Here is a 21,235-nt window from a genome sequence, read left to right as displayed (position 1 = left end):
CGTCATGAAATCTCTCCATCGCGCCAATCTGTGGATTGGCGGTTTCCTGGTCGGGCTGCTGGTGCTGATCGCCGCCATCGACCTCGTATACACGCCGTACAACCCGATCGACGTGGATCTTTATGCGCGTTACGCCGCGCCGAGCGCGCAGCACTGGTTCGGCACCGATGCGTTCGGTCGCGACGTGCTCTCGCGCCTGATGGCCGGTGCCGGGGTGAGCATCACAGTGAGCCTGGCTTCGGTTTTGCTCGCGCTCGCATGCGGCACGCTGATCGGCGCCATCTGTGGCTATGTCGGAGGCTGGCTCGACCGCATTGCGGGCATGCTCGTCGACGCGCTGATGGCGTTCCCCGGTCTGCTGCTGGCGCTCGGCATCATGACTGTGCTCGGTCCGTCGAAGTGGGGCGTGGTGCTGGCGCTGGGACTCGCTTATACGCCGTCCGTGAGCCGTATCGCGCGCGGCGCGGTGCTGTCGCTGCGCACTCGCGACTACGTGGTCGCCTCGCGCACGATGGGCAATTCGGAAGTGTGGACCTTCATCCGTCACATCCTGCCGCACTGTGTGCAGCCGTTGCTGATCTTCTCGACGTCGCTGTTCGGATCGGCCTTGCTCGCCGAAAGTGCGCTGAGCTTTCTCGGCCTTGGCGTGCCCGCGCCCGAACCGACGTGGGGCGGCATGCTGGCCGACGGCCGTTCGTCCATCGAACAGGCGTTCTGGCTCGTGCTGTTCCCCGGCACTGCCATCTCGCTGGCGTTGTTCGGCATCAACCTGCTGGGAGACGCCGTGCGCGATCTGCTGGACCCTCGTATGAAGGAGGCGAAATGACGCCGACGACTTCTCACAATCCGCAAACCTCGCAGACACCTCCTGCCGAAGCGACTGGCGCGTTGCTCGCTATCGAGGGCTTGCGCATCGCGTTTCCGGACGGTCAGGGCGGCCAGCGCGATGTCGTGCGCGCCATCGATCTGCATTTGCGCCCAGGCGAGTCGCTGGCCATCGTCGGCGAGTCCGGCAGCGGCAAGACACTCATCGGCAAGGCGCTGCTGGGCCTGCTGCCCGATTCGGCGACCGTGCAGGCGACGTCGATGCGGTTCGACGGCCAATCGCTGCTCGATCTCACACCGCAGGCGTGGCGTGAGCTGCGCGGCACCGAGATCGGCATGGTGTTTCAGGAGCCGATGGTGTCGCTCAACCCGGCGATCCGGATTGGCGAGCAGATGGTCGAAGCGCTGGTGCGACGCCGCGGCGTGCCCGAGGCACAGGCCCGCGAGCGCGCCATCGCCATGCTCGAACGGGTGCGCGTTCGTGATCCGAAGGGATGCATGAACCGATTTCCGCATGAGTTCTCGGGCGGCATGCGTCAACGGATCCTACTCGCGGCGGTGATGCTGCTCAAGCCACGTCTGCTGATTGCGGACGAACCGACAACCGCGCTCGATTGCGTCGTGCAAAAGGAAGTGCTCGACGTGATGATCGGCCTCACGCGCGAAGAGGGCACGGCACTGATCTTCGTGAGTCACGACCTCGCGCTCGTCGCCGCGTACACGGAGCGGGTCATGGTCGTGCGGCGCGGCGACCTCGTGGAAACCGGGCCGGTCGAGCGCGTGCTGGCGCATCCGTCCAACGATTACACGCAGCGCCTGCTCGAATCGCTGCCGCGTCGTGAGGCGCGCGACGCCTCGCAGGACACCGGCATGCCCGCCGGGGATCGTGTGCTTGAAGTCGACGGCGTGGCCATCGATTACCTGGTGCCGACCCGCCTTTGGGGGAAGACGCGTGTGCCGACGGTGTTCCCGTGCACGTTCTCGGTGCGCGCGGGACAGACGCTGGCCATCGTCGGTGAGTCCGGCAGCGGCAAGACCACGATAGCCAAGGCGATCATGGGCCTGTTGCCGCTTGCCGACGGGCGCGTGAAAGTGCTGGGCAAGGCGTTTCCGGGCGACGGCACGCGCAGTGAGTTGCGCGAGGCGCGCCGCTCGATCCAGATGGTGTTCCAGGACCCGTACTCCTCGCTGGACCCTCGCATGCGCGTCGAGGCGTTGGTACAAGAGGCCCTTCGTCTGGACACCTCGCTCTCGGCGGTCGAGCGTCGTGAGCGGGTGGCGCAGGTGCTGGAAGACGTTGGCCTGAGCGGCTTTGGACCTCGCTTTGTGCACCAGCTCTCCGGTGGACAGCGTCAGCGGGTGGCGATTGCCCGCGCGCTGGCCAGCCACCCGGCGATCATCGTTGCAGACGAGCCGGTTTCGGCGCTGGACGTCACCGTCCAGAAGCAGGTGCTGGAGATGCTCGTGTCGCTGCAGGCGCGCTACCGTTTCGCCTGCCTGCTGATTTCGCACGATCTGGGGGTGGTCGAGCAGTTGTCCGATCAGGTCATCGTGATGTTCCGGGGGCACGTGGTGGAAGCGGGCTCACGCGACGCGATTTTCGACATGCCAGCGCATCCGTACACGCGGCGTCTGCTTCAGGCCGTGCCGGAGTTGCGCGGCAATCGCGACGAAGGCTTCGCAGTGCAGACGCGCTCGCTGGGGCCGCACGACACCTCGTTGCCGTATTTCGATCCCGAGCGTGCGCCGCAGGCCATGCCGCGATTGACGGCCGTGGTTGGCAGCGTCGATGCCACGCATCGGGTGGCGCTGCTGGACGCCGTCTGAGCACGATGACCGGCCCGGGTGCATCGGTTTGCCGATCGCCCGGGTGATTGGCAAACGCGATCCTGATCGGTGTGTCCGCGTTCCTGAACAACGCCGGACTGCCTACACTGACTGACAAGACATGGCGCTCACGCGCCGCATGCGACACCGTAGTTCGACCTGATTCGATTTCATTCATGCAAAGCGTAATTCACTCCCTTCCGTTCGTTGGCACCGGCACTGCGCAATCCGTCGTGGCACACCACTTCGGCGAAGCGAACTGTGGGCGCAAGGTGTACATACAGGCGGCCCTGCACGCCGACGAGATCCCCGCGATGCTCGTCGCCACACGGCTTCGCGAGAAGCTGCTCGTGCTCGAAGCGCAGGGCCGTTTGCGCGCGGAGGTTGTGTTGCTGAGCGTTGCGAATCCGCTGGGCCTGAATCAATGGCTGATGGGCGCACCGCAAGGGCGATTCGAATTGGCGAGCGGACGCAATTACAACCGCGGTTTCCCCATGCTGTTCGAGGCGATTCGGGACAAACTCGAAGGCCAGTTGACGGATGACGTCGCACGCAACCGCGACCGCGTGCGTGCTGCATGGCGTGAGGCATTGCTGGCACGCCCGGTGACCGATGCCTTCGGCGCGCTGCAATCACTGCTGATGCTGCAGGCGCACGACGCGGACATCGTGCTCGATTTGCATTGCTCTCGCGAAGCGGCCATGCATCTTTACACCGGCGATGAATGCTGGCCCGCCGCCGAGCCGCTGGCCCGCTACCTCGGCTCGAAGGCGAACCTGCTGGCGCTGGATTCCGGTGCGCATTCGTTCGACGAAGCGCAGAGTTTCACGTGGCATCGGGTGCGCCAGCACTTCGGCGCGACGGTGCCGATGCCGTCGGGTCCCGTATCGGTGACGATCGAGCATCGCGGTCAGCGCGACGTGTCTTACGAGCAGGCCGAAGCCGATGCGAGCGCCATCATGCAATACCTCACCTATACGGGCGACGCCGACGGGCACGTGTCGCCGTTGCCCGACCTGCCGTACCCGGCCACACCGCTTGCCGGTAGCGAACAGTTCCGCGCACCGTGCGCCGGGGTGCTGGTCCACCGCGCGACGCTGGGCGCGCTGATCGAAGTCGGCCAGCCCGGTTTCGACATCGTCGACCCGATCACCGGCGACGTGACGACGCTTGCGAGCCGTACCGAGGGCGTGATGTACATGCGCCGCGACGTGCGATTCGTCAACGCCGGCGACCCGCTCGGCCGCGTCACGGGCCATCGTTCGCAACGCACCGGCATGTTGCTCGGTGCCTGACTCTGCGCATCAAGAACTCCGAGGCTGCTTCCGCCAATGTAGGTCGAACCCCATTCCAACAACGAGGCAATTTATGACTCGCTATATCGACATTCACGACGTTCAACAGCTGTTACGAAATACTGGTGTCGCGCCGTTCATCGCGACGCTGGCCGATTACATCCGCGACGACTACCTGCGCTGGCCCGAGTTCGACAAGTCTGCGCGCGTCGCCAACCACTCCAAAGACGGTGTCATCGAGCTGATGCCCGTCTCCGACAGCGATCTGTACGGCTTCAAGTACGTCAATGGTCATCCGGTCAATACGCGTCGGAACTTGCTGACCGTGATGGCGTTTTCGGTGCTGGCCGACGTGCACACCGGCGCGCCGTTGCTGCTGTCCGAATTCACGCTGATGACCGCGTTGCGCACAGCGGCGACCTCGGCGCTGGCAGCGAAGATGCAAGCTCGATCCGACAGCCGCGTGATGGCGCTGATCGGTAACGGCGCGCAGAGCGAATTCCAGGCGATTGCGTTCCACGCCATGCTGGGCATTCAGGAGATCCGTCTGTTCGACGTCGATCCCGCAGCCACGGCTAAACTGGTGCGCAATCTGTCGCATGTGCCCAACCTGCGCCTTGTGTGCGCAAGCTCCGCCCGGGAGGCCGTGCGTGGCGCCGACATCGTGACAACGGTCACCGCAGACAAGGCGAACGCCACCATCCTCACCCCGGACATGATCGAGCCGGGCATGCACCTGAACGCGGTCGGTGGCGATTGCCCGGGCAAGACCGAGTTGCACGCGGATATCGTGACGAACGCGCGCGTCATGGTGGAGTTCGAGCCGCAAACGCGCATCGAAGGCGAGATCCAGCATTTGCCGGATGATTCGCCGGTCATCCACTTCTGGCAGGTGTTGTCGGGCGTGGTAGTCGGGCGCGAGACGGCCGACCAGGTCACCGTGTTCGATTCCGTCGGCTTCGCGCTGGAAGACTTCTCGACGCTGCGCTGCCTGTACGATCTGGCGCGCAATTCGGGCGTGGGCCGCGTGATCGACCTGATCCCCGAACTCGTCAACTGCAAGGATCTGTATCAACTGGTCGCACCCTCGGCACCCTCGGCGGTTCGCGCTGCCTGAGACCTGGTGCCACGGCCCAGGCGGGCCCTGAGGTAGGATGACGCGTTTGCGGCGCAGGCCGCCCGGTGAGCGCGTCATCGCGTCGGCCGGTCAAGACGATGAGAGGTCCAATGACTTTAGTCCAGCTTCGCGTGTTCTGCGCCGTGGTGGAGCAGGGTAGCTTCCGCGCTGCGGCCCGCACGCTCGATATCGCGCAAAGTACGCTCACGCAGGCGATTCAGGGATTGGAAGGTGAGTTGGGCGTGACGCTGCTCAACCGCTCGCATCAGGGCATCAGTCTGACGCCCATCGGCGAGCGGTTCCTCGTGCGTGCGAACGCGATTCTGCGCGATTGCGAGCTTGCCTCGCAGGACGTCATGCAATCGCGTGGCGAAGAGGAAGGCAACATCACACTCGGCGTCACCTCAGAGCCGCTGGCGGAATTGCTGCTGCCGGTCGTCAAGCGCTTCGTCGAGCGCTTCCCGCGTGTGAAGGTCCATGTGACGAGCGGCTACACGAAGATGCTCATCGAGCGCATTCGCGACGGGCGGCTCGATTTCGCGCTGGCGCCGCTTGCTCCGCAAGTGAGCGACGTCGATCTGTCCATCGAACGTCTGTACCGGTCGATCCCCAGCGTGATTGCCCGCAAGGGGCATCCGAAGGCGCACGTGACATCGATTCGCGATCTGGTCGATTGCGAGTGGGTGAGCATTCGTCCTGCGGGGATTGTGGGTGGTGCGGAGAACCGGCTGATCAGTCTGTTCAACACCGAGAACCTCGGTGCGCCAAAGATCGTGCTCACCGCAGAGTCGTTGCTGGAGACGCTGCACATCGTCTGCGAATCCGACTATCTGACCATCGAGCCTCGTGTGCTCTCGGAACTGACGTTATTCTCCGGGGCGTTGACTAGCATTCCCATTCGCGAGGCGTTCGACCCGCGCGACGTGTGTCTCGTGGCACGCCGCTCGGCGCCGTTCACCCTGGCGACGCAGGAACTGGTCTCGATGCTCGTCTCTTATTCCCGTCTGGTTCACGGACCGGCGGCGAGAAGTCAGGCGGACTGAGGCGCGCGCGAGGGTGAAGCCTCGCGCCAGTGGGTTGTCAGCCGTTCACCGATTCGACGGCGATTTCCGGATGCTTGTGGAAGCTGGCGAGCGCGCCGTCGTCCGGGCGCGCGTCGGTGACGAGCGTCCATGCGCGCTCAAGCGGCGTCCAGTGCTGCTGACTCGCGCGGTCGAGTTTGTTCGCCGTCACTAATACATAGACGCTGGCGGACTGGCGGATGATGCATTCCTTGAGCCACGCCTGCTCGGCAGAGGCTTCGCACAGTCCGCGTCCGGCGACGACGCCATCCGCGCCGAGAAACGCCTTGTCGACGGACACGCGCGAGAGCGCGAGCTGCGCCAGCGGTCCGAGCACGCTCATGCTCGACGGACGCACGTCGCCGCCGATGAGCGTCACCGGCACCTTGTTCGCGGCAAGCGCACCGACGGCAAGCAAATTGTTCGTGACGACCTGAACGCTCTCGCGCCCGGCAAGGAAACGCGCCATTGCTTCGGTCGTCGTGCCGCCATCGAGAAAGATCGTGTCGCCGTCGGCGACGTGCGCGACTGCGGCACGCGCGATGGCGTCCTTCTGTTCGCGAAAACTCTCGCGACGCAATTCCAGAGATTCTTCCGGCTCGTGCATGCGCACGGGCGCTGCGGCGCCACCGTAAGTGCGCACGATACGACGCTCGTCGGCCAGCGCGCGCAGGTCGCGCCGCACCGTCGCCTCCGACATGCCGAAGTGCGCACACAGCGCAGCCACATCGGTCATGCCCGACAGGACAGCTTTGAAAATCGCCTCGCGGCGGTTAGCAACTTTCATGGAGGGATCGCTCAGTGATACGAATGACGAAGTCTCGCGGGCGAGCGCAATGCCGTCGGTCTGACAGCGGGTTCGCCGCACGGCGCGCATAGTGTAGCTTGCGGCGTCCGCAAACCGGTGACGTTGCTGGCCAACGGGCGGGTGAGGGGGCATGAGGCGTGTCGCTCATCAAAAATGATCGATTCAATCATTTTGACGATCCTGATGCCCCCGTTTTGACCGATTTCACCCAAGGATAAACCCCTAGTCACAAAGTTTGCACATTTTTCTGGCAGCGATTAGACTTCCGTCTGCTCAAATCGATCAAAATAATGATCGATTAATCAATATCGATATCAGTCGGGAGACAACAATGGCTCAAATTCGTATCAAGCGCGGCATCGAACGCGTACCGGGCGGGATGATGATTGTCCCCCTGCTGATCGGCTCGTTGATTGCCACGTTCATGCCGGGCATGCCGAAGTTCTTCGGCTCGTTCACGAACGCGCTGTTCACGGGGGCGCTGCCGATTCTCGCGGTGTTCTACGTCTGCATGGGCGCGAGCATCGACGTGAAGGCCACGCCGTACCTCATCAAGAAGGGCGGCGCGCTGTTCGCCGCCAAGGTGGGCGCGGCGATTGTCGTGGGCATCGTGCTGGGTCACTTCCTGGGCGAAGCGCCGGTGACGTCGGGCATGTTCGCGGGCATCTCCACGCTGGCCGTGGTCGCCGCGATGAACGACACCAACGGTGGCCTGTACATGGCGCTGATGGGCCAGTACGGCCGTTCGGAAGACGTGGGTGCGTACACGATCATGTCGCTCGAATCGGGTCCGTTCCTGACGATGGTCACACTGGGCGTGGCCGGTCTGTCGGCGTTCCCGTGGCCGACGCTGGTCGGCAGCATTCTGCCGCTGGCCGTAGGCATGCTGCTCGGTAACCTCGATCGCGAAATGCGCGACTTCCTGGGCCGTGCTGTTCCCGTCATGATTCCGTTCTTCGCGCTGGCACTCGGCGCTGGCCTCGATCTGCACAAGGTCTGGCAAGCGGGTCTGCTGGGCATCCTGCTCGGTTTCGCCGTTGTCGTCGTGACCGGCATTCCGCTGTACATCGTCGACCGTCTGACGGGCGGCACGGGCGTGGCCGGTACGGCCGCTGCCAACACGGCGGGGAATGCGGCGGCAGTGCCTGCGCTGATTGCGGCCGCGAACCCCGTCTATGAAGAAGCCGCCAAGAGCGCGACGCTGCTCGTGGCAGCGTGTGTAGTGGTGACCGCCATCGTCTCGCCGATCCTGACGGCGGCCGTCGCCTAGCGTGCGATGGCGCGCAACACGGCAAACGCAGCGGGCTCGGGTAAGGGAGCGGTGCAGTGAGTGTTCTGATTGTCGCCGACGATCTGTCCGGCGCTGCCGACTGTGCCATTGGCTTTACCAATGCCGGACGGCGCAGTGTGGTGTCGCTCGACGTCGACGGCTTCAGCGCCTCGGCACAGGTCGTCGCCATCGACACCGACACGCGGCGTCTCGCGCCGGGTGAAGCGGCTGCACGCGCGGTCGCGGCCTGGCAGCGACTGGCGGCACCGGGCCGTCGTCTGTACAAGAAAATCGATTCGACTTTACGCGGCAACTGGGTCGCTGAAGTGGCAGCCTTGCAGCCGCTTGCGGGGCTGGCAGTCGTAGCGCCCGCGTTTCCCGCGACGGGTCGCACCGTGCGCAACGGCGAAGTCTTCGTGCGCGGTGTACCGCTGGCGGAGACGGACACGTGGCAGTTGGAGCACGAAGGGCAGGAAGCGCGTCTAGCACCCATGCTGAGCGCTGCCGGAATGGTCACGCAGACGGTGTCCGTCGAGACGCTGCGCAACGAACTCGCGCAAGTGACATCGGCGTTGGCTAGCATCGTCGCGCAGGCTCGCGCGGCGGGCGTGACGGCGCTGATCGTCGACGCGCAGACGGATGACGATCTTGCCATGCTCGCGCGCGCCAGCACGTCGCTCACGGAGATCTTCTGGGTCGGTTCGGGCGGTCTCGCACGGGAACTGGCCGAACTGCCGGAATTGTTCGAGGTGCCGGAAGGCGCTACGCAGTCAGTAGAGGCTGCGAGCAACGTTGACACCGATAACGGCAACGGCCGCGTGTTGACGCTCGTCGGCAGTCTGTCGGCGGTCTCGCGCCAGCAATGCGCGCGACTGTGCGAAGACAATGCGGTCGTGGAGTGGGTTGTACCGCCTGCCGTATTGCGTGCAGGCGATGCGCATCCGCAGAGCGCCGTGTGGTGCGAGCGCATCGGCGAAGCTATCGAGGAAGGCACTGACCTGCTCGTGCGTATCGGACGTGACGACGCGTTCGATCCCGCCGAGGGCGCGCAACTCTCGACGGCACTGGCGGCGCTGATCGCGCCGCACTTCACGAAGCTGTCGGGACTGATCGTCACGGGCGGCGAAACGGCCCGTGCCATGTTGAGCGCGGCGAACATCGGCGCGCTGGAACTGCTGTCGGAAGTGGAGCCGGGCGTGGCCGTCGGACGTCCCGCCAACGGTGCGCCCATGCGCATTGTCACGAAGGCCGGTGCATTCGGCGGTGAAGCTGCGCTACATAGCGCTTATCGCCACTTGCGCGCGGCGGCGGACGCGAGCGTCGGTTGACGCAAGACGTGACGCCGTCCACAAACGAACATCTGGAAATCGCCCCGGCCTGTGCGCCGGGCAACCCAACAAAACGGATATGAACGCAAACGCCATGAACCCTTACCTCCCTGTTATCGGCATCACCATGGGTGATGCGGCGGGCGTTGGCCCCGAAATCATCGTCAAGAGTCTGGCGCACGAGAGCGTTTATCAGCAGTGCCGTCCGGTCGTGATCGGCGACGCGCGCCGTCTGGAACAAGCCATCGCCATCGTAAAGCAGCCGCTCACCGTGCGTCGTATCAAGACGGTTGCAGAGGCGACGTTCGCACGCGGCGTGATCGAATGCATCGACCTCGATCTGATCCCGGAAGACCTGCCGTTCGGCGAGCTGTCGGCGATTGCGGGCGACGCGGCGTACCAGTACATCGCGCATGCCGCGAAACTGGCCGAAGCCGGTGAGATCGACGCGATCTGCACCGCACCGCTCAACAAGGAAGCGCTGCACGCGGGCGGCCACAAGTTCCCGGGTCACACCGAAATGCTGGCGCATCTGACGGGCGTGGAAGAAGTGTCGATGATGCTGGTCGCGCCGCAACTGCGGGTGATCCACGTGACGACGCACATCGGCATCATCGACGCGATTCGCAAGATCGAGCCGGGGCTGGTGCAGCGCACGATCGAGCGCGGTCACGCCACGTTGGTGAAGGCGGGCATTGCGAATCCGCGCATCGCCGTGTGCGGCATCAACCCGCATGCTGGCGAGAACGGTCTGTTCGGTTACGGCGAAGAGGAAGAGAAGATCGTGCCCGCCGTGCAACTGCTGCGCGAGCGCGGTTGGGACATCGAGGGCCCGCTCCCGGCCGACACGCTGTTCTTCCGCGCTGGCCGTGGCGACTTCGATCTGGTCGTCGCCATGTACCACGATCAGGGCCACGGCCCGGTCAAGGTGCTGGGTCTGGAGGCGGGCGTGAATGTCACCGTTGGTCTGCAAGTGGTGCGCACGTCGGTCGATCACGGCACGGCGTTCGACATCGCAGGCAAGGGCATTGCCGACGAAGGCAGTCTGCTCGAAGCGCTGCGTCAGGGGGCTGAGCTGGCGACGCGTCGCGGCTGATGCATCAGGAGGGCGTGGGGCGTTGACGACTGTCAGCGCCTCGCGTCTTCGATCACTCCACGCCCATATGACCGCGATCGTTGATTTCGCGGATGAGCGTGCGTAGCGCGCCGACGATACGCTCGGTCAGCCCTTGCGGTGGACGTCGCTCCGCCCACACCAGTCCCACATCCATCGACGGCACACCCGTGCTGAGATCCCGTCGCAGAATTCGTCCGCCATCGATCGACCACGGCCGATAGACGAGGTCCGACAGAATCGACACCCCGTATCCCTGCGCCACCATGCTGCGAATCGATTCGATCGAGCGCGTGCGGAAATGCACGACCGGCTCGACGTGCGCCGCATGCCAGTAACGCTCGACCGTCTGCACATGCTCGTCCATGTCGAGCAGCAAGAAGCGCTGCCCACGCACGTCGTCCAGCGTGACGGTCGACTTGTCGAGCAGCGGATGCCCCGGGTTCGTCCAGAGCCGCCGCGTAGAGCGCAGCAACGTGTGCGAGACGAGCCCGTCGGCGACAACGTTGGACACCAGCAACAAGGCCAGATCCACATCTCCCGCGAGTACGGCCGCTTCCAGTTCGCGACGGTCGCCCTCGATCAGCGTGAGTTCGACGTTGGGGAAACGCTTGGACAACGTGCTCGCCACCGATGGCAACAGATAAGCTGAGATCGTCTCCGTGACGGCCAGTCGTAGCCGTCCGCCCGCGTCGTCGGGCAGCGTGCGGGCTTCATGTAGGGCGTCGTCCGTCGCGTTAAGGATGCGATAGGCGTGCCGCAGGAACCGTTCGCCAGCTTCCGTCGGACGCAATCCCTTCGCGTGCCGCACGAACAGCGGCGTGCCGACAATCACCTCCAGATTCTGCAAGGCAATCGTCAGCGACGACTGCGACGCGCTGCACCGCTCGGCGGCGCGCATCACTTGCCCGGTCTCGGCGACCGCCACGAAATACTCGATCTGACGCAGGGTTGGCTTCATTTAAGAAATCAATATTGCAAACTATATTTTTTATATTAGTAATAAAACTATCGCCTGTATAGCATCGGAACATCGCTTCATATACGAGATGCACGGGACATGGTTCAGGAGGTCAAGCCCGGGTTCTGCACGCTTTGCAGGTCCCGCTGCGGCACACTCAATCGCGTGGAAAACGATGCGCTGATCGCGGTCGAGCCCGATCCGTCGCATCCGAACGGCGCTGCCATGTGCCGCAAGGGCAAGGCCGCGCCGGAGCTGGTGCATCACCCGGATCGCCTGACCACGCCGTTGCGCCGCACGGCACCCAAAGGCGCCGACGATCCGCGCTGGGAGCGCATTTCGTGGGACGAGGCGCTGACTGAGATTGCCGCGCGTCTGGGCGACATCCGTCGCGAGAGCGGGGCGCATGCTGTCGCCTTCGGCGTCACCACACCGAGCGGCACGCCGCTGTCGGACAGCATCGACTGGATCGAGCGCTTCATCCGGGTCTTCGGCAGCCCCAACACCGTCTACGCGACGGAAATCTGTAACTGGCACAAGGACTTCGCGCACGCGTTCACGTTCGGCTGCGGCATGCCGACGGCCGACTATTCGCAAGCGGACGTCATCATGCTCTGGGGGCATAACCCGACGAGCACGTGGCTGAGTCAGGCCAACGCCATCGGACGCGGCCGCACGCGTGGCGCGCGTATGCTCGTCGTCGATCCGCGCAAAACACCGCTCGCCGCTGCGGCCGATGCGTGGCTGCCGGTGCGTCCCGGCACGGATGCGGCGCTGGCGCTGGGGCTCGCGCGTCGTCTGATCGACGACAACCGTTTCGATGAGACTTTCGTGCGTCGCTGGACCAACGCGCCCTTGCTCGTGCGCAACGACAACGGGCACTTTCTGCGGGCGCAGGATTTGGCGACGTTCGAGCCAAGCGCATCGTCGGACGCCTTCGTCATATGGGACGAAGCCGCCGCAGCACCACAGCGCCACGACACGACGCATGCATTGACGCGCGACGTCGCCAACCGCGCGGCACTGCGCGGCGAATTCACCGTCGATGGCCGCGACGGCGCGCGCATCGTCTGCCGTCCGGCTTTCGATCTGCTCTGCGAGGGCCTTGCCCCGTACGACCCGGCGACCGTCAGCGAACTATGCGGCGTGTCGCCCGAACAACTCGACGCGGCCGCTGCGCTCTTCGACGGCACGCAACGCGTCGCGTATCACGCGTGGTCGGGCGTCGCTCAGCACGCGAATGCCACGCAGATCGAGCGTGCCATCGCTGTGCTCTACGCGCTCACCGGCAGCTTCGACCGGCGGGGCGGCAACCGGGTGATGACACGTCAGCCGGTGAATGCCGTCGCACAGCACGACCTCCTCAGTCCCGAACAACAGGCGAAGGCGCTGGGCATCGACGAGCGTCCGCTGGGGCCGCCTGCGCGCGGCTGGGTCACGGCGCGCGACACCTATCGCGCCATCCTCGAAGGCGACCCGTATCGCGTGCGCGCGCTGTTCTGCTTCGGCACCAACGTGCTGGCGTCGCAGGCCGATTACGAGATGGCGCGCGCCGCGCTCGAAGCGCTCGAATTCCACGTCCATTGCGATCTGTTCGAAACGCCGTCGTCGCGCTACGCCGACATCGTGCTGCCGGTGAATACGCCGTGGGAGCGCGAGGGCCTGCGTCCTGGCTTCGAGATCGACGATCAGGCGGACGCACTGATTCAGTTGCGCCAGCGCATGGTGTCGCCGCGTGGCGAGTCGCGCAGCGACAACGACATCGTGTTCGACCTCGCCGTGCGGCTGGGCATGGGCGATGCATTCTTCGGCGGCAGCCTGGAAGCGGGATGGAATCATCAACTCGCGCCGACGGGGCTGGATGTGCAGACGCTGCGCGCGCATCCTGAAGGCATCTCGCGCCCGCAACCGCAATACGAACGCAAGTACGCGCGCAGTGAATCAGGCGGCGTTCGCGGCTTCGCGACCGAGACGCGTCGCGTCGAACTGTATTCCGAGCGTCTGCTGCGCCATGGCTATTCGCCGGTGCCGGTGCACGTCGCTTCGCATGCACTCACCGACGACGAAGCGCGTCGTTTCCCGCTGGTACTCGGCTCGACGAAGAACGGCTACTACTGTCATAGCCAGCATCGCGGACTGGCCAGTCTGCGCATGCGCGCGCCGGACCCGTTGGTGCATCTGCACCCCGCGCTGGCGCAGCGCAAGCAGATCGCCGAAGGCGACTGGGTTCGCGTGACGACGCCTGCGGGCGTTGCGCGTTTTCGCGCGGCATTCGACGCGGGTGTCGGCGAAGACGTGCTGCTCGCCGAGTACGGTTGGTGGCAGGCGTGCGACAGTGTCGGACGTCGCGGCTTCACGATGGCAGGCGAGCAGTCGAGCAACTACAACGCGCTGGTGACGACGCAGGACATCGACCCGATCAGCGGCTCGTCGCCGTTGCGCTCATTCCGCTGCGACGTGGCGCGCGATCCCGCCAGCGATCCCGCACGTCGCCCGTGGGAGGGGCTGGCGCGCTTTCGCATCAGCGAACTCGATGCAGCCGCCGACGGTGTGCGCGCCATTGCGTTCGAACCGTTGGACGACGTGGGCCTGCCGGACTATCTCGCCGGACAACACGTCACCGTGCGCTTACCCATTCCCGGTCACACGAAACCGGTCACACGCGCTTACTCGCTGACCGGCCCCGCCAATGAGTCCGCGCGACGCGGCTATCGCATTGCCGTGCGACATCAGCAGGGGCGCACCGCCAGCGGCGAGCCGTTCGCGGGTGTCGTCTCCAGTTGGCTCAACACAGGCGCGCGCGTGGGCGACGTGATCGAACTCGGCGCGCCGTCGGGACGCTTCGTCATGCCGCTGCAAAGCCGTCAGCCGGTGATCTGCTTCGCCGGTGGCATCGGCATCACGCCATTCCTCTGCTATCTGGAATCGCTGGCCGAACAAGTCGAGCGCGGACTGACGCAGACGCCGGAAGTCTGGCTGCACTACGCCAACCGGAACGGCGCGACGCACGCGTTTCGTGATCGTCTGGCCGCGCTGGCGCAGCACTTGCCCGACGTGCATATCGTCAACTACTACGACGCACCGCGCGACGTCGACGTGCTCGGGCGCGACTACGCGTCGTCCGAGCGATTGTCGGCAGCTGTGGTGTCCGATGACCTGATCGCTCGCCGAGCCCGCGTCTATCTTTGCGGTCCCGAGCCGATGATGGTGGCCGTGATGGGCGGTCTGGCCGCTCGCGGCGTTCCGGCATTCGACATGTTCAAGGAAGCGTTCCGCTCGCCGGCTGCACCGCGCGTCGATGCCGATGCGGCGTGGCCCGTCACGTTCGCGCGCTCGGGTCGTCAGGCGGTGTGGACTCCGTCGCACGGCAGCCTGCTGTCGTTCGCCGAGTCGCTGGGCCTGTCGCTGCCGAGCGGATGTCGTGTCGGACAGTGCGAAAGCTGCGCCGTGCGTGTGCTGGAAGGCGAAGTCGATCACATGGGCGACGTTGCGCTCGACGAGCCGGGCATGTGTCTGGCGTGTCAGGCCATACCGCGCGAAGCCGTGGTGATTGACGCCTGAGATCGAACGCAGATTTATCCGAATTTCATCCCCCCAATTCTGAAGAGGACGCAATCCATGAAAATCATCGACGCCGCCGCCACCCGCAACGCGCTCGCGTTTGGCTCGCTGCTCGACGCGCTGAACGCCATGTTCGTGGAAGGATGCGAAGTGCCGCTGCGCCATACGCACGTGATTCCCGATCCGGCGACGGGCGCGTCCGTGACCGTGCTGATCATGCCCGCATGGCAGCCGGGCGGTTTCCTCGGCATCAAGACGGTCAACATCGCACCGGCCAACGCTCAGCGCAACGTGCCGGGACTGCATTCGACCTACTTGCTTTACGACGCTGCGACCGGTGTCCCGCTCGCGCAGATGGACGGCAACGAGATCACGTCGCGCCGCACGGCGGCTGCTTCGGCGCTGGGGGCCGCCTATCTGGCACGTGAAGACGCGTCGCATCTCGCGCTGCTGGGCGCGGGACGCGTCGGCTCGCTGGTGCCGCCCGCGCATCGCACGGTGCGCCCGATCACGCACGTGAGCGTGTGGGATCGTGATGCACAAGCCGCTGCCCGTGTGGTCGACGGCCTGCGTGAGCAGGGTTTCGAGGCGCAGGTGAGCGCAACCGCCAAGGAGGCCGTGGCGAATGCCGACGTCGTGACCTGCGCCACGCTCGCGACCGAGCCGGTCGTTCAGGCCGAATGGCTCAAGCCGGGCGTGCATCTGGATCTGATCGGTAGCTTCACGCCGCAGATGCGCGAGGCGGACGACGCCTGCTTTGCCGGTGCGACGCTGTTCGTCGACACCGAGGAAGCGCTGGCGAAGTCCGGCGAGTTGCTCGGACCGATGTCGCGTGGTGTTTTCGCGAAAGAGGACGTGCGCGGCACGCTCGCCGATCTGTGCCGCGAGGGACGCATTCGCCGCAGCACGCAAGACGAGCGCACGGTATTCAAGGCCGTGGGCACCGCACTAGAAGACCTTGCTGCCGCCATGCTGGTCTGGCGAGCGACGCAGGGCACCTGACCCATCCAATTCAAGCAACATCAAGCAAGGGGAACGCAGGAAATGAAACCGGGAACTTCACTATCGAGCACGACGGAGGCGCCGCACGACGGCGGGCTCCTCGAACGTCTGGCGGCATCGGTCACACGCTGGTCCGAGCGCTGGTTTCCTGACGCCTATCTGTTCGCCGCACTCGCCGTCATCGTGTGCGCGGGCGGGGCGCTCGCCATCGGGGTGCCCGCCGTCAAGGTCGGTGTCGCGTTCGGCGACGGCTTCTGGAGCCTGATCCCGTTCACGATGCAGATGGCCATCGTCGCCATCTCGGGCTATGTGGTGGCGGTCTCGCCGCCGGCGGCCGTGCTGATTCGCAAGATGGCCGCCGTGCCGCGCAGCGGTCGCAGCGCTGTCGCGTATGTGGCGTTCGTGAGTATCGTGCTCTCCTTGTTCAACTGGGCCATCAGTCTCGTGTTCAGCGGCCTGCTGGTGCGCGCGATTGCGCGACGCGAGGACATCCGCATGGATTACCGTGCGGGTGGCGCAGCGGCGTATCTGGGCATGGGCGCGACGTGGGCGCTGGGTCTGAGTTCGTCGGCCGCGCAGTTGCAGGCGAATCCGGCGAGCTTGCCCAAGGCGCTCATCGAAATCACCGGCGTCATTCCGTTCTCGGACACGATTTTCCTGCCGCAGTCGATGGCGATCGCCGTCGTGCTGACGGTCGTCTCGGTGATCCTCGCGTACTACTCCGCGCCGCGCGACGAACGTGCGAAGGTAGCCGCCGATCTCGGCGTGTCGCTCGACGATGCGTCGAAGCCGTACGTGCGTCCGCAGCGTCCCGGCGACTGGCTCGAATACAGCCCGCTCGTGACGGTGCTGATCGTGGCGCTCGGTGCGTTGTGGATCGGGCATGAGTTCACCACCAAGGACCCGCTGCTCGCCATCTCGAATCTGAACACGTACAACTTCCTGTTCCTGATGCTGGGGATGTTGCTGAACTGGCGTCCGCGCCGATTCCTCGACGCCATCGCCAAGTCGGTGCCGTCGGTGGCGGGCGTGCTGATTCAATTCCCGCTGTACGGTGGCATCGCTTACCTGCTGACCAAGGCCCCGGGGCTTGACGGGCAGACGCTCTCGCACCATCTGTCGAGCTTCTTCGTGGCGATCTCGTCGCAGGAGTCGTTCCCGGGTGTGATGGGGGTGTACTCGGCCGTGCTGGGCTTCTTCGTGCCGTCGGGCGGCGGGAAATGGATCATCGAAGCGCCGTATGTCATGCAAGCCGCGAACGATCTGCACGTGCACCTTGGCTGGGCCGTGACGGTGTATAACGCGGCCGAAGCGTTGCCGAACCTGATCAACCCGTTCTGGATGTTGCCGCTGCTGGGCGTGCTCGGCCTGCGTGCCCGTGACGTGGTCGGCTACACGTTCACGCAATTGCTCGTGCACTTCCCGGTGGTCATCGTAATGCTCTGGTTGCTGGCGCAGACGCTGACGTATCACCCGCCGGTCATGCCGTAACGATTGGCGGTTACGCGTTCAAGTCAAGTGCAAAAGCGCCTCTCCGGGAGACCGGGAGGCGCTTTGTCTTTTCACCGTCCGTGACAGGCCGTCACGAATCAGTCCGCACGCGGGAAGTCGAGATCCGTGTCGTTGATGCGGTTGACCAGATTCGTGAACGTAATGCCCGACATCACCAGCGCGATCTCGATGACCTGACGCTCCGTGAAACCGGCGTCGCGAATGCGCTGGTATTCGTCCTTGTCGATGGTGCCGTTCGTGGTGACCAGATTACGCACGAAGTGAGCGAGGGCGTCGCGATGGTCGTCGCCCGAGACGACACCCGCACGCACTGCACGCATGGCTTCCGGTGCGAGTCCCGACATCTTGCCGATCAGCGTGTGCGCTGCCACGCAGTAGTCGCAACCGCCGACCTCGCTCACGACGAGACGGATCGTCTCGATGTCCTTCTTCGCGAGGCTGGTCTTGCCGATCACGGCATCGAGCGCGAGAACGCTGGCGAGCACGTCGGGGGCGTGAGCGCCGATGGTGGCGTACAGGTTCGGCACCTTGCCCGCGCCCGCCTTGATCTTGGCGAACAGTTCGGCAGTTTGACCGGTGGCGTCTTGCGGCGAGATGGCAGAGATACGGCTCATGACTTGCTCCTAAGGGGTTTGAGATACCGCGTCACAGTGACGACGGCATGGATCACATCTTAGGGAGGATTGGTGATATCTTTAATGCCTGATTTTGTCGGTATCATGCTCAATCGTCTCAATGTCGCTTCGTGACCGAGGTCGTATGAATTTGCTGGATCGTCTGCTGACGCTGATTCCCGTGACCGGGCAGCTCGATTTCCGTTGCCACTTCGGTGCGCCCTGGCGCATCGACGAGGGGCGCTCGGCCGACAGCCAGATCGTCTGGCATCTGTTGCTGAGCGGGACAGCGACGGTCGCGTCCGGCGACGGGCCGCCGGTCGTCATGACGGCGGGCGATATCGTCATGTTTCCGACGGGAGACGCGCACTCATTGAGCGAGGGCGAGGGCGGACCGACTGAGCCGCCGCGCTTCGAGCCGGGCGCGGGTTTCACCATCGTGCGGCAGGGCAACGACGCGGGGGCCGATGCCGCCGATGTGTTGTGCGGCCGCTTCTTCTTCGGGCCGGTGCCTTACGGCTTGCTTCAGACGTATCTGCCCGCACGTATGGTCGTGCGTGGTGGCCGTCTGGGGGCGCACGGGGATGAAGCCCCCGCGCCCGGGAGCATCGGGGATCGGCTGGCGCGTCTGATCGCCCTTATGCGCGACGAGACGATGGCGCAGGAGCCGGGATGCGAAGCCCTCGTCGGCAATCTCTCCGGTGCGTTGTTCGCGATGACGCTGCGCGCGGCGAGCGAGGGAGAGGGGGCGTCTCGCGGGCTGCTGGCGCTGGCTCGCGAGCCGCGTTTGCAACCGGCGCTCGCGGCGATGTTCGATGCGCCGGAGCGGACGTGGTCACTCCCCGATCTGGCGTCGCTGTGTCATATGTCGCGCGCCACGTTTTCCAGACGCTTCGACGAGGCCGCTGGCTGTTCGGCGCACGACTTCCTTGCCGAGATCCGCATGGCCATCGCGGGGCGAAAGCTCGCGAGCACGACGGCGTCGGTGGCGGACGTCGGCGAGTCGGTCGGCTATCAGTCCGACGCCGCGTTTCAGCGTGTGTTCAAGAAGGTTGTCGGCGTAACGCCCGCGCAATGGCGCACGCGGGCGCGTCAGACCCATGAGGCTGATCAGTCACCGCGCAAGGCGGCGGCCTGACGTTTCCACAACGTCCAAGGACGCTCCATCACGCCGAGATTGGTTTCCGTTGAGAGGCGGCCTTCCTCTTCGTCGAGATAGGTCACCTCGCCGCCCAGTGCGATGGCGGTCGATTGCATACCGGCGTTCAATTCCGTGTAGATCGCGCGATACACGGCGGCGGGTAAGGTCGGGGCGGTCGCCACAAAGCCATGCCCGCGCATGAGCGCCACGTCCGCGTCGCCCAGCGTGTCGGCCAGTGCTTTACCTTGCTCGCCGTTTCGCACGAGCATGTCCGTACAGCCGAAGCAATGACGGATGTCGAACACCGGCGCACCGCTGCCGAGAAAACCGGCCATGTGATAAACGGGACGCAGCCGCACCGACGACGCGGCAAACGGAATCACCGACGGCGAATGACTGTGCACGATGGCCTTGACGTCCGGGCGCGCGCGATAGATCTCGCTGTGAATCCACGTCTCCAGATAGCGCTTGCGCGTGTCGCCGTCGACCGGCTGGCAATCGAGGTCGAGCGTAAGAATGTCGTCCGGCGTGACCAGCTCGGGTGCCATCGATTGCGCGATCAGGAAGTGCGCCGCGTTGCGCGGGTCGCGCACACTTACGTGCCCGAAGCCGTCGAGCACTTCGTGATGCGCGAGGATGTGGTTGGCAGCGGCGAGGTCCTCGCGCAGTTGTGCGATGGATGCGGCGTCGTGTTCGGTGATCGCCGGTGTGTAGGGGGTCGTGGCTTGCATAGTGGTGTTGGGCAGTGGGTATCGATGGTCGGAAAGTGGGGCGATGTGCGGGGCGGACGTCACACCCGCACGGCGGCGCTCACCTCGGGAGGAAACAGATCGTCGGCCTGCATCGGGCGATGACAAACGCCTTGTTCGAACGCGAAATGCAGGAAGGCGTCGAGCGTGACGCAATTGGGCGCGACGCCATAGGGCCACGGATCACCGCCGAACATCGCTCTCGCTTCGGCGGCACGCTGGCTCATCCACGGCAGCGGGAAGTGCGAGCAGGTGATGTCTTCGAGACGGGCGATGCTCGCGTCCTTCGCCTGCGTGAACGCTTTGACGAGGTTGTTGGCGATCCAGCGATTCGCCGTGAAGACATCGCGTCGCATGACGATCAGATGCATGATCGGGAAGATGCCGCTGCGCTCGAAATAAGCGCGCTCTGCCGTCTCGAAGTCCGGCAGCAGACGCACAATCTCGTGCTCGCGTCCGGCTGGCGGCGCGGGCGGACGCGCGCTGAGAATGGCGTCGATCTCGCCGTCGAGCAGTAGGGCGGTGAGCGACTTGTCGGGCGACGGCCGATAGCGCACGCCTTCCGGCACGCGCACGGCGACTTTCTCGCGGCGTCCCGCCTGATTCACACCGGCCTGCACCCACTCGACCTCGGTGAGCGCAACGCCCTGATCGTGGGCGAGCCAGCCGCGCGAGTAGACCGATGCCGTCTGCGCCCACTCCGGCACACCTATGCGCTTGCCGCGCAAGTCGCCGGGCGACGCCACGCCGCCATCTGCCTTCACGTAGAGCGACGACAAGCGAAAGACGCGCGACGGAAACACCGGCAGGCCGATCAGCCGGTCGTCGCCTTGCGAGCGCAGCGACGCGTACTTCGCAAGCGACATCTCCGAGAGGTCCCACTCCTGAAAATGCGTGGTGCGATAGAAGATCTCTTCCACCGGCAAGACCGACGGCACGAGATCGATGCCGGTGACGGCGATGCGAGCGTCGAGCAGATCGCGCACGTGGTCGTAGTCGTTGATGGCGAGAGACAGCGAGAGTCTGGACATGGAACGTTCCGAAGGGACT

17 protein-coding genes are annotated in these 21,235 nt (G+C 65.0%); 12 read left to right on the top strand and 5 right to left on the bottom strand.

All coding sequences use genetic code 11. The annotated features are described in order from the left end of the window. The first annotated feature begins 4 nt into the window (after nucleotides 1-4). The 5 genes from ACIQWO_RS18460 (at nucleotide 5) to ACIQWO_RS18440 (ending at nucleotide 6,107) form a co-directional block, all read left to right on the top strand. Complete coding sequence (locus tag ACIQWO_RS18460; protein WP_402827158.1) at nucleotides 5-826, top strand: ABC transporter permease; 822 nt, start codon at nucleotides 5-7, stop codon at nucleotides 824-826. Next, complete coding sequence (locus ACIQWO_RS18455; RefSeq protein WP_402827155.1) at nucleotides 823-2,652, top strand: dipeptide ABC transporter ATP-binding protein; 1,830 nt, start codon at nucleotides 823-825, stop codon at nucleotides 2,650-2,652. The genes ACIQWO_RS18460 and ACIQWO_RS18455 overlap by 4 nt, the downstream gene beginning before the upstream one ends. A gap of 176 nt (nucleotides 2,653-2,828) precedes the next feature. Next, nucleotides 2,829-3,947, top strand: a complete 1,119-nt coding sequence (locus ACIQWO_RS18450) for a succinylglutamate desuccinylase/aspartoacylase family protein (RefSeq protein ID WP_402827152.1) — start codon at nucleotides 2,829-2,831, stop codon at nucleotides 3,945-3,947. 73 nt (nucleotides 3,948-4,020) lie between these two features. Then, a complete protein-coding gene (locus ACIQWO_RS18445) occupies nucleotides 4,021-5,064 on the top strand; it encodes an ornithine cyclodeaminase (RefSeq protein ID WP_402827149.1) in 1,044 nt (347 codons plus the stop codon). A gap of 110 nt (nucleotides 5,065-5,174) precedes the next feature. Continuing rightward, a complete protein-coding gene (locus tag ACIQWO_RS18440) occupies nucleotides 5,175-6,107 on the top strand; it encodes a LysR substrate-binding domain-containing protein (RefSeq protein WP_402827146.1) in 933 nt (310 codons plus the stop codon). Between the two features lie 37 nt (nucleotides 6,108-6,144). Here the strand turns inward: ACIQWO_RS18440 and ACIQWO_RS18435 are convergent, their stop codons facing one another. Then, nucleotides 6,145-6,912 (bottom strand): DeoR/GlpR family DNA-binding transcription regulator, encoded by a 768-nt coding sequence (locus ACIQWO_RS18435; RefSeq protein WP_039399828.1) that lies wholly within the window; start codon nucleotides 6,910-6,912, stop codon nucleotides 6,145-6,147. Nucleotides 6,913-7,264: 352 nt separating this feature from the next. Here ACIQWO_RS18435 and ACIQWO_RS18430 point away from each other — a divergent pair, with 352 nt between their 5' ends. From ACIQWO_RS18430 to pdxA, 3 genes are all read left to right on the top strand, one after another. Then, complete coding sequence (locus ACIQWO_RS18430) at nucleotides 7,265-8,203, top strand: 2-keto-3-deoxygluconate permease (RefSeq protein ID WP_402827143.1); 939 nt, start codon at nucleotides 7,265-7,267, stop codon at nucleotides 8,201-8,203. A 56-nt stretch (nucleotides 8,204-8,259) separates the two neighbouring features. Continuing rightward, nucleotides 8,260-9,531, top strand: coding sequence for a four-carbon acid sugar kinase family protein (locus ACIQWO_RS18425; protein WP_402827137.1), 1,272 nt, complete (start codon nucleotides 8,260-8,262; stop codon nucleotides 9,529-9,531). A gap of 94 nt (nucleotides 9,532-9,625) precedes the next feature. Next, complete coding sequence (gene pdxA / locus ACIQWO_RS18420; protein WP_150665791.1) at nucleotides 9,626-10,627, top strand: 4-hydroxythreonine-4-phosphate dehydrogenase PdxA; 1,002 nt, start codon at nucleotides 9,626-9,628, stop codon at nucleotides 10,625-10,627. 52 nt (nucleotides 10,628-10,679) lie between these two features. On the opposite strand, the gene ACIQWO_RS18415 is transcribed toward pdxA, so the two are convergent. Then, nucleotides 10,680-11,606: a LysR family transcriptional regulator gene (locus ACIQWO_RS18415; RefSeq protein ID WP_402827132.1), complete on the bottom strand. Its 927-nt coding sequence runs from the start codon at nucleotides 11,604-11,606 to the stop codon at nucleotides 10,680-10,682. 99 nt (nucleotides 11,607-11,705) lie between these two features. On the opposite strand from ACIQWO_RS18415, the gene ACIQWO_RS18410 reads away from it, so the two are divergent. From ACIQWO_RS18410 to ACIQWO_RS18400, 3 genes are read left to right on the top strand one after another with little or no spacing between them, the layout of a single operon-like run. Next, nucleotides 11,706-15,167 carry a molybdopterin-dependent oxidoreductase gene (locus ACIQWO_RS18410; RefSeq protein ID WP_402827129.1) on the top strand — a complete coding sequence of 1,154 codons (3,462 nt, stop codon included), beginning with the start codon at nucleotides 11,706-11,708 and terminating at the stop codon, nucleotides 15,165-15,167. 57 nt (nucleotides 15,168-15,224) lie between these two features. After that, a complete protein-coding gene (locus ACIQWO_RS18405; protein ID WP_402827126.1) occupies nucleotides 15,225-16,169 on the top strand; it encodes an ornithine cyclodeaminase family protein in 945 nt (314 codons plus the stop codon). Nucleotides 16,170-16,211: 42 nt separating this feature from the next. After that, a complete protein-coding gene (locus ACIQWO_RS18400) occupies nucleotides 16,212-17,660 on the top strand; it encodes a short-chain fatty acid transporter (RefSeq protein WP_402827123.1) in 1,449 nt (482 codons plus the stop codon). A 98-nt stretch (nucleotides 17,661-17,758) separates the two neighbouring features. Here ACIQWO_RS18400 and ACIQWO_RS18395 read toward each other — a convergent pair whose 3' ends face one another. Beyond that, complete coding sequence (locus ACIQWO_RS18395; protein WP_402827120.1) at nucleotides 17,759-18,295, bottom strand: carboxymuconolactone decarboxylase family protein; 537 nt, start codon at nucleotides 18,293-18,295, stop codon at nucleotides 17,759-17,761. Between the two features lie 145 nt (nucleotides 18,296-18,440). On the opposite strand from ACIQWO_RS18395, the gene ACIQWO_RS18390 reads away from it, so the two are divergent. Continuing rightward, the gene (locus ACIQWO_RS18390) at nucleotides 18,441-19,433 is read left to right on the top strand and encodes a cupin domain-containing protein (RefSeq protein WP_402827117.1); all 993 of its coding nucleotides are present in this window, start codon (nucleotides 18,441-18,443) and stop codon (nucleotides 19,431-19,433) included. On the opposite strand, the gene ACIQWO_RS18385 is transcribed toward ACIQWO_RS18390, so the two are convergent. Together ACIQWO_RS18385 and ACIQWO_RS18380 are read right to left on the bottom strand one after the other, a co-directional pair. Next, on the bottom strand, nucleotides 19,406-20,167 hold the full coding sequence (locus ACIQWO_RS18385; protein ID WP_402827114.1) for a class II aldolase/adducin family protein: 762 nt from the start codon (nucleotides 20,165-20,167) through the stop codon (nucleotides 19,406-19,408). The genes ACIQWO_RS18390 and ACIQWO_RS18385 overlap by 28 nt on opposite strands. Nucleotides 20,168-20,226: 59 nt before the next feature. Next, nucleotides 20,227-21,216, bottom strand: a complete 990-nt coding sequence (locus tag ACIQWO_RS18380; protein WP_402827111.1) for a 4,5-dihydroxyphthalate decarboxylase — start codon at nucleotides 21,214-21,216, stop codon at nucleotides 20,227-20,229. Nucleotides 21,217-21,235: the final 19 nt, after the last annotated feature.

This window comes from Pandoraea sp. NPDC090278, assembly GCF_044772185.1.
Classification (GTDB): Bacteria; Pseudomonadota; Gammaproteobacteria; order Burkholderiales; family Burkholderiaceae; genus Pandoraea.
Note: the sequence above shows the minus strand (reverse complement) of the source record. Positions and strands in the feature narration are given on the sequence as shown.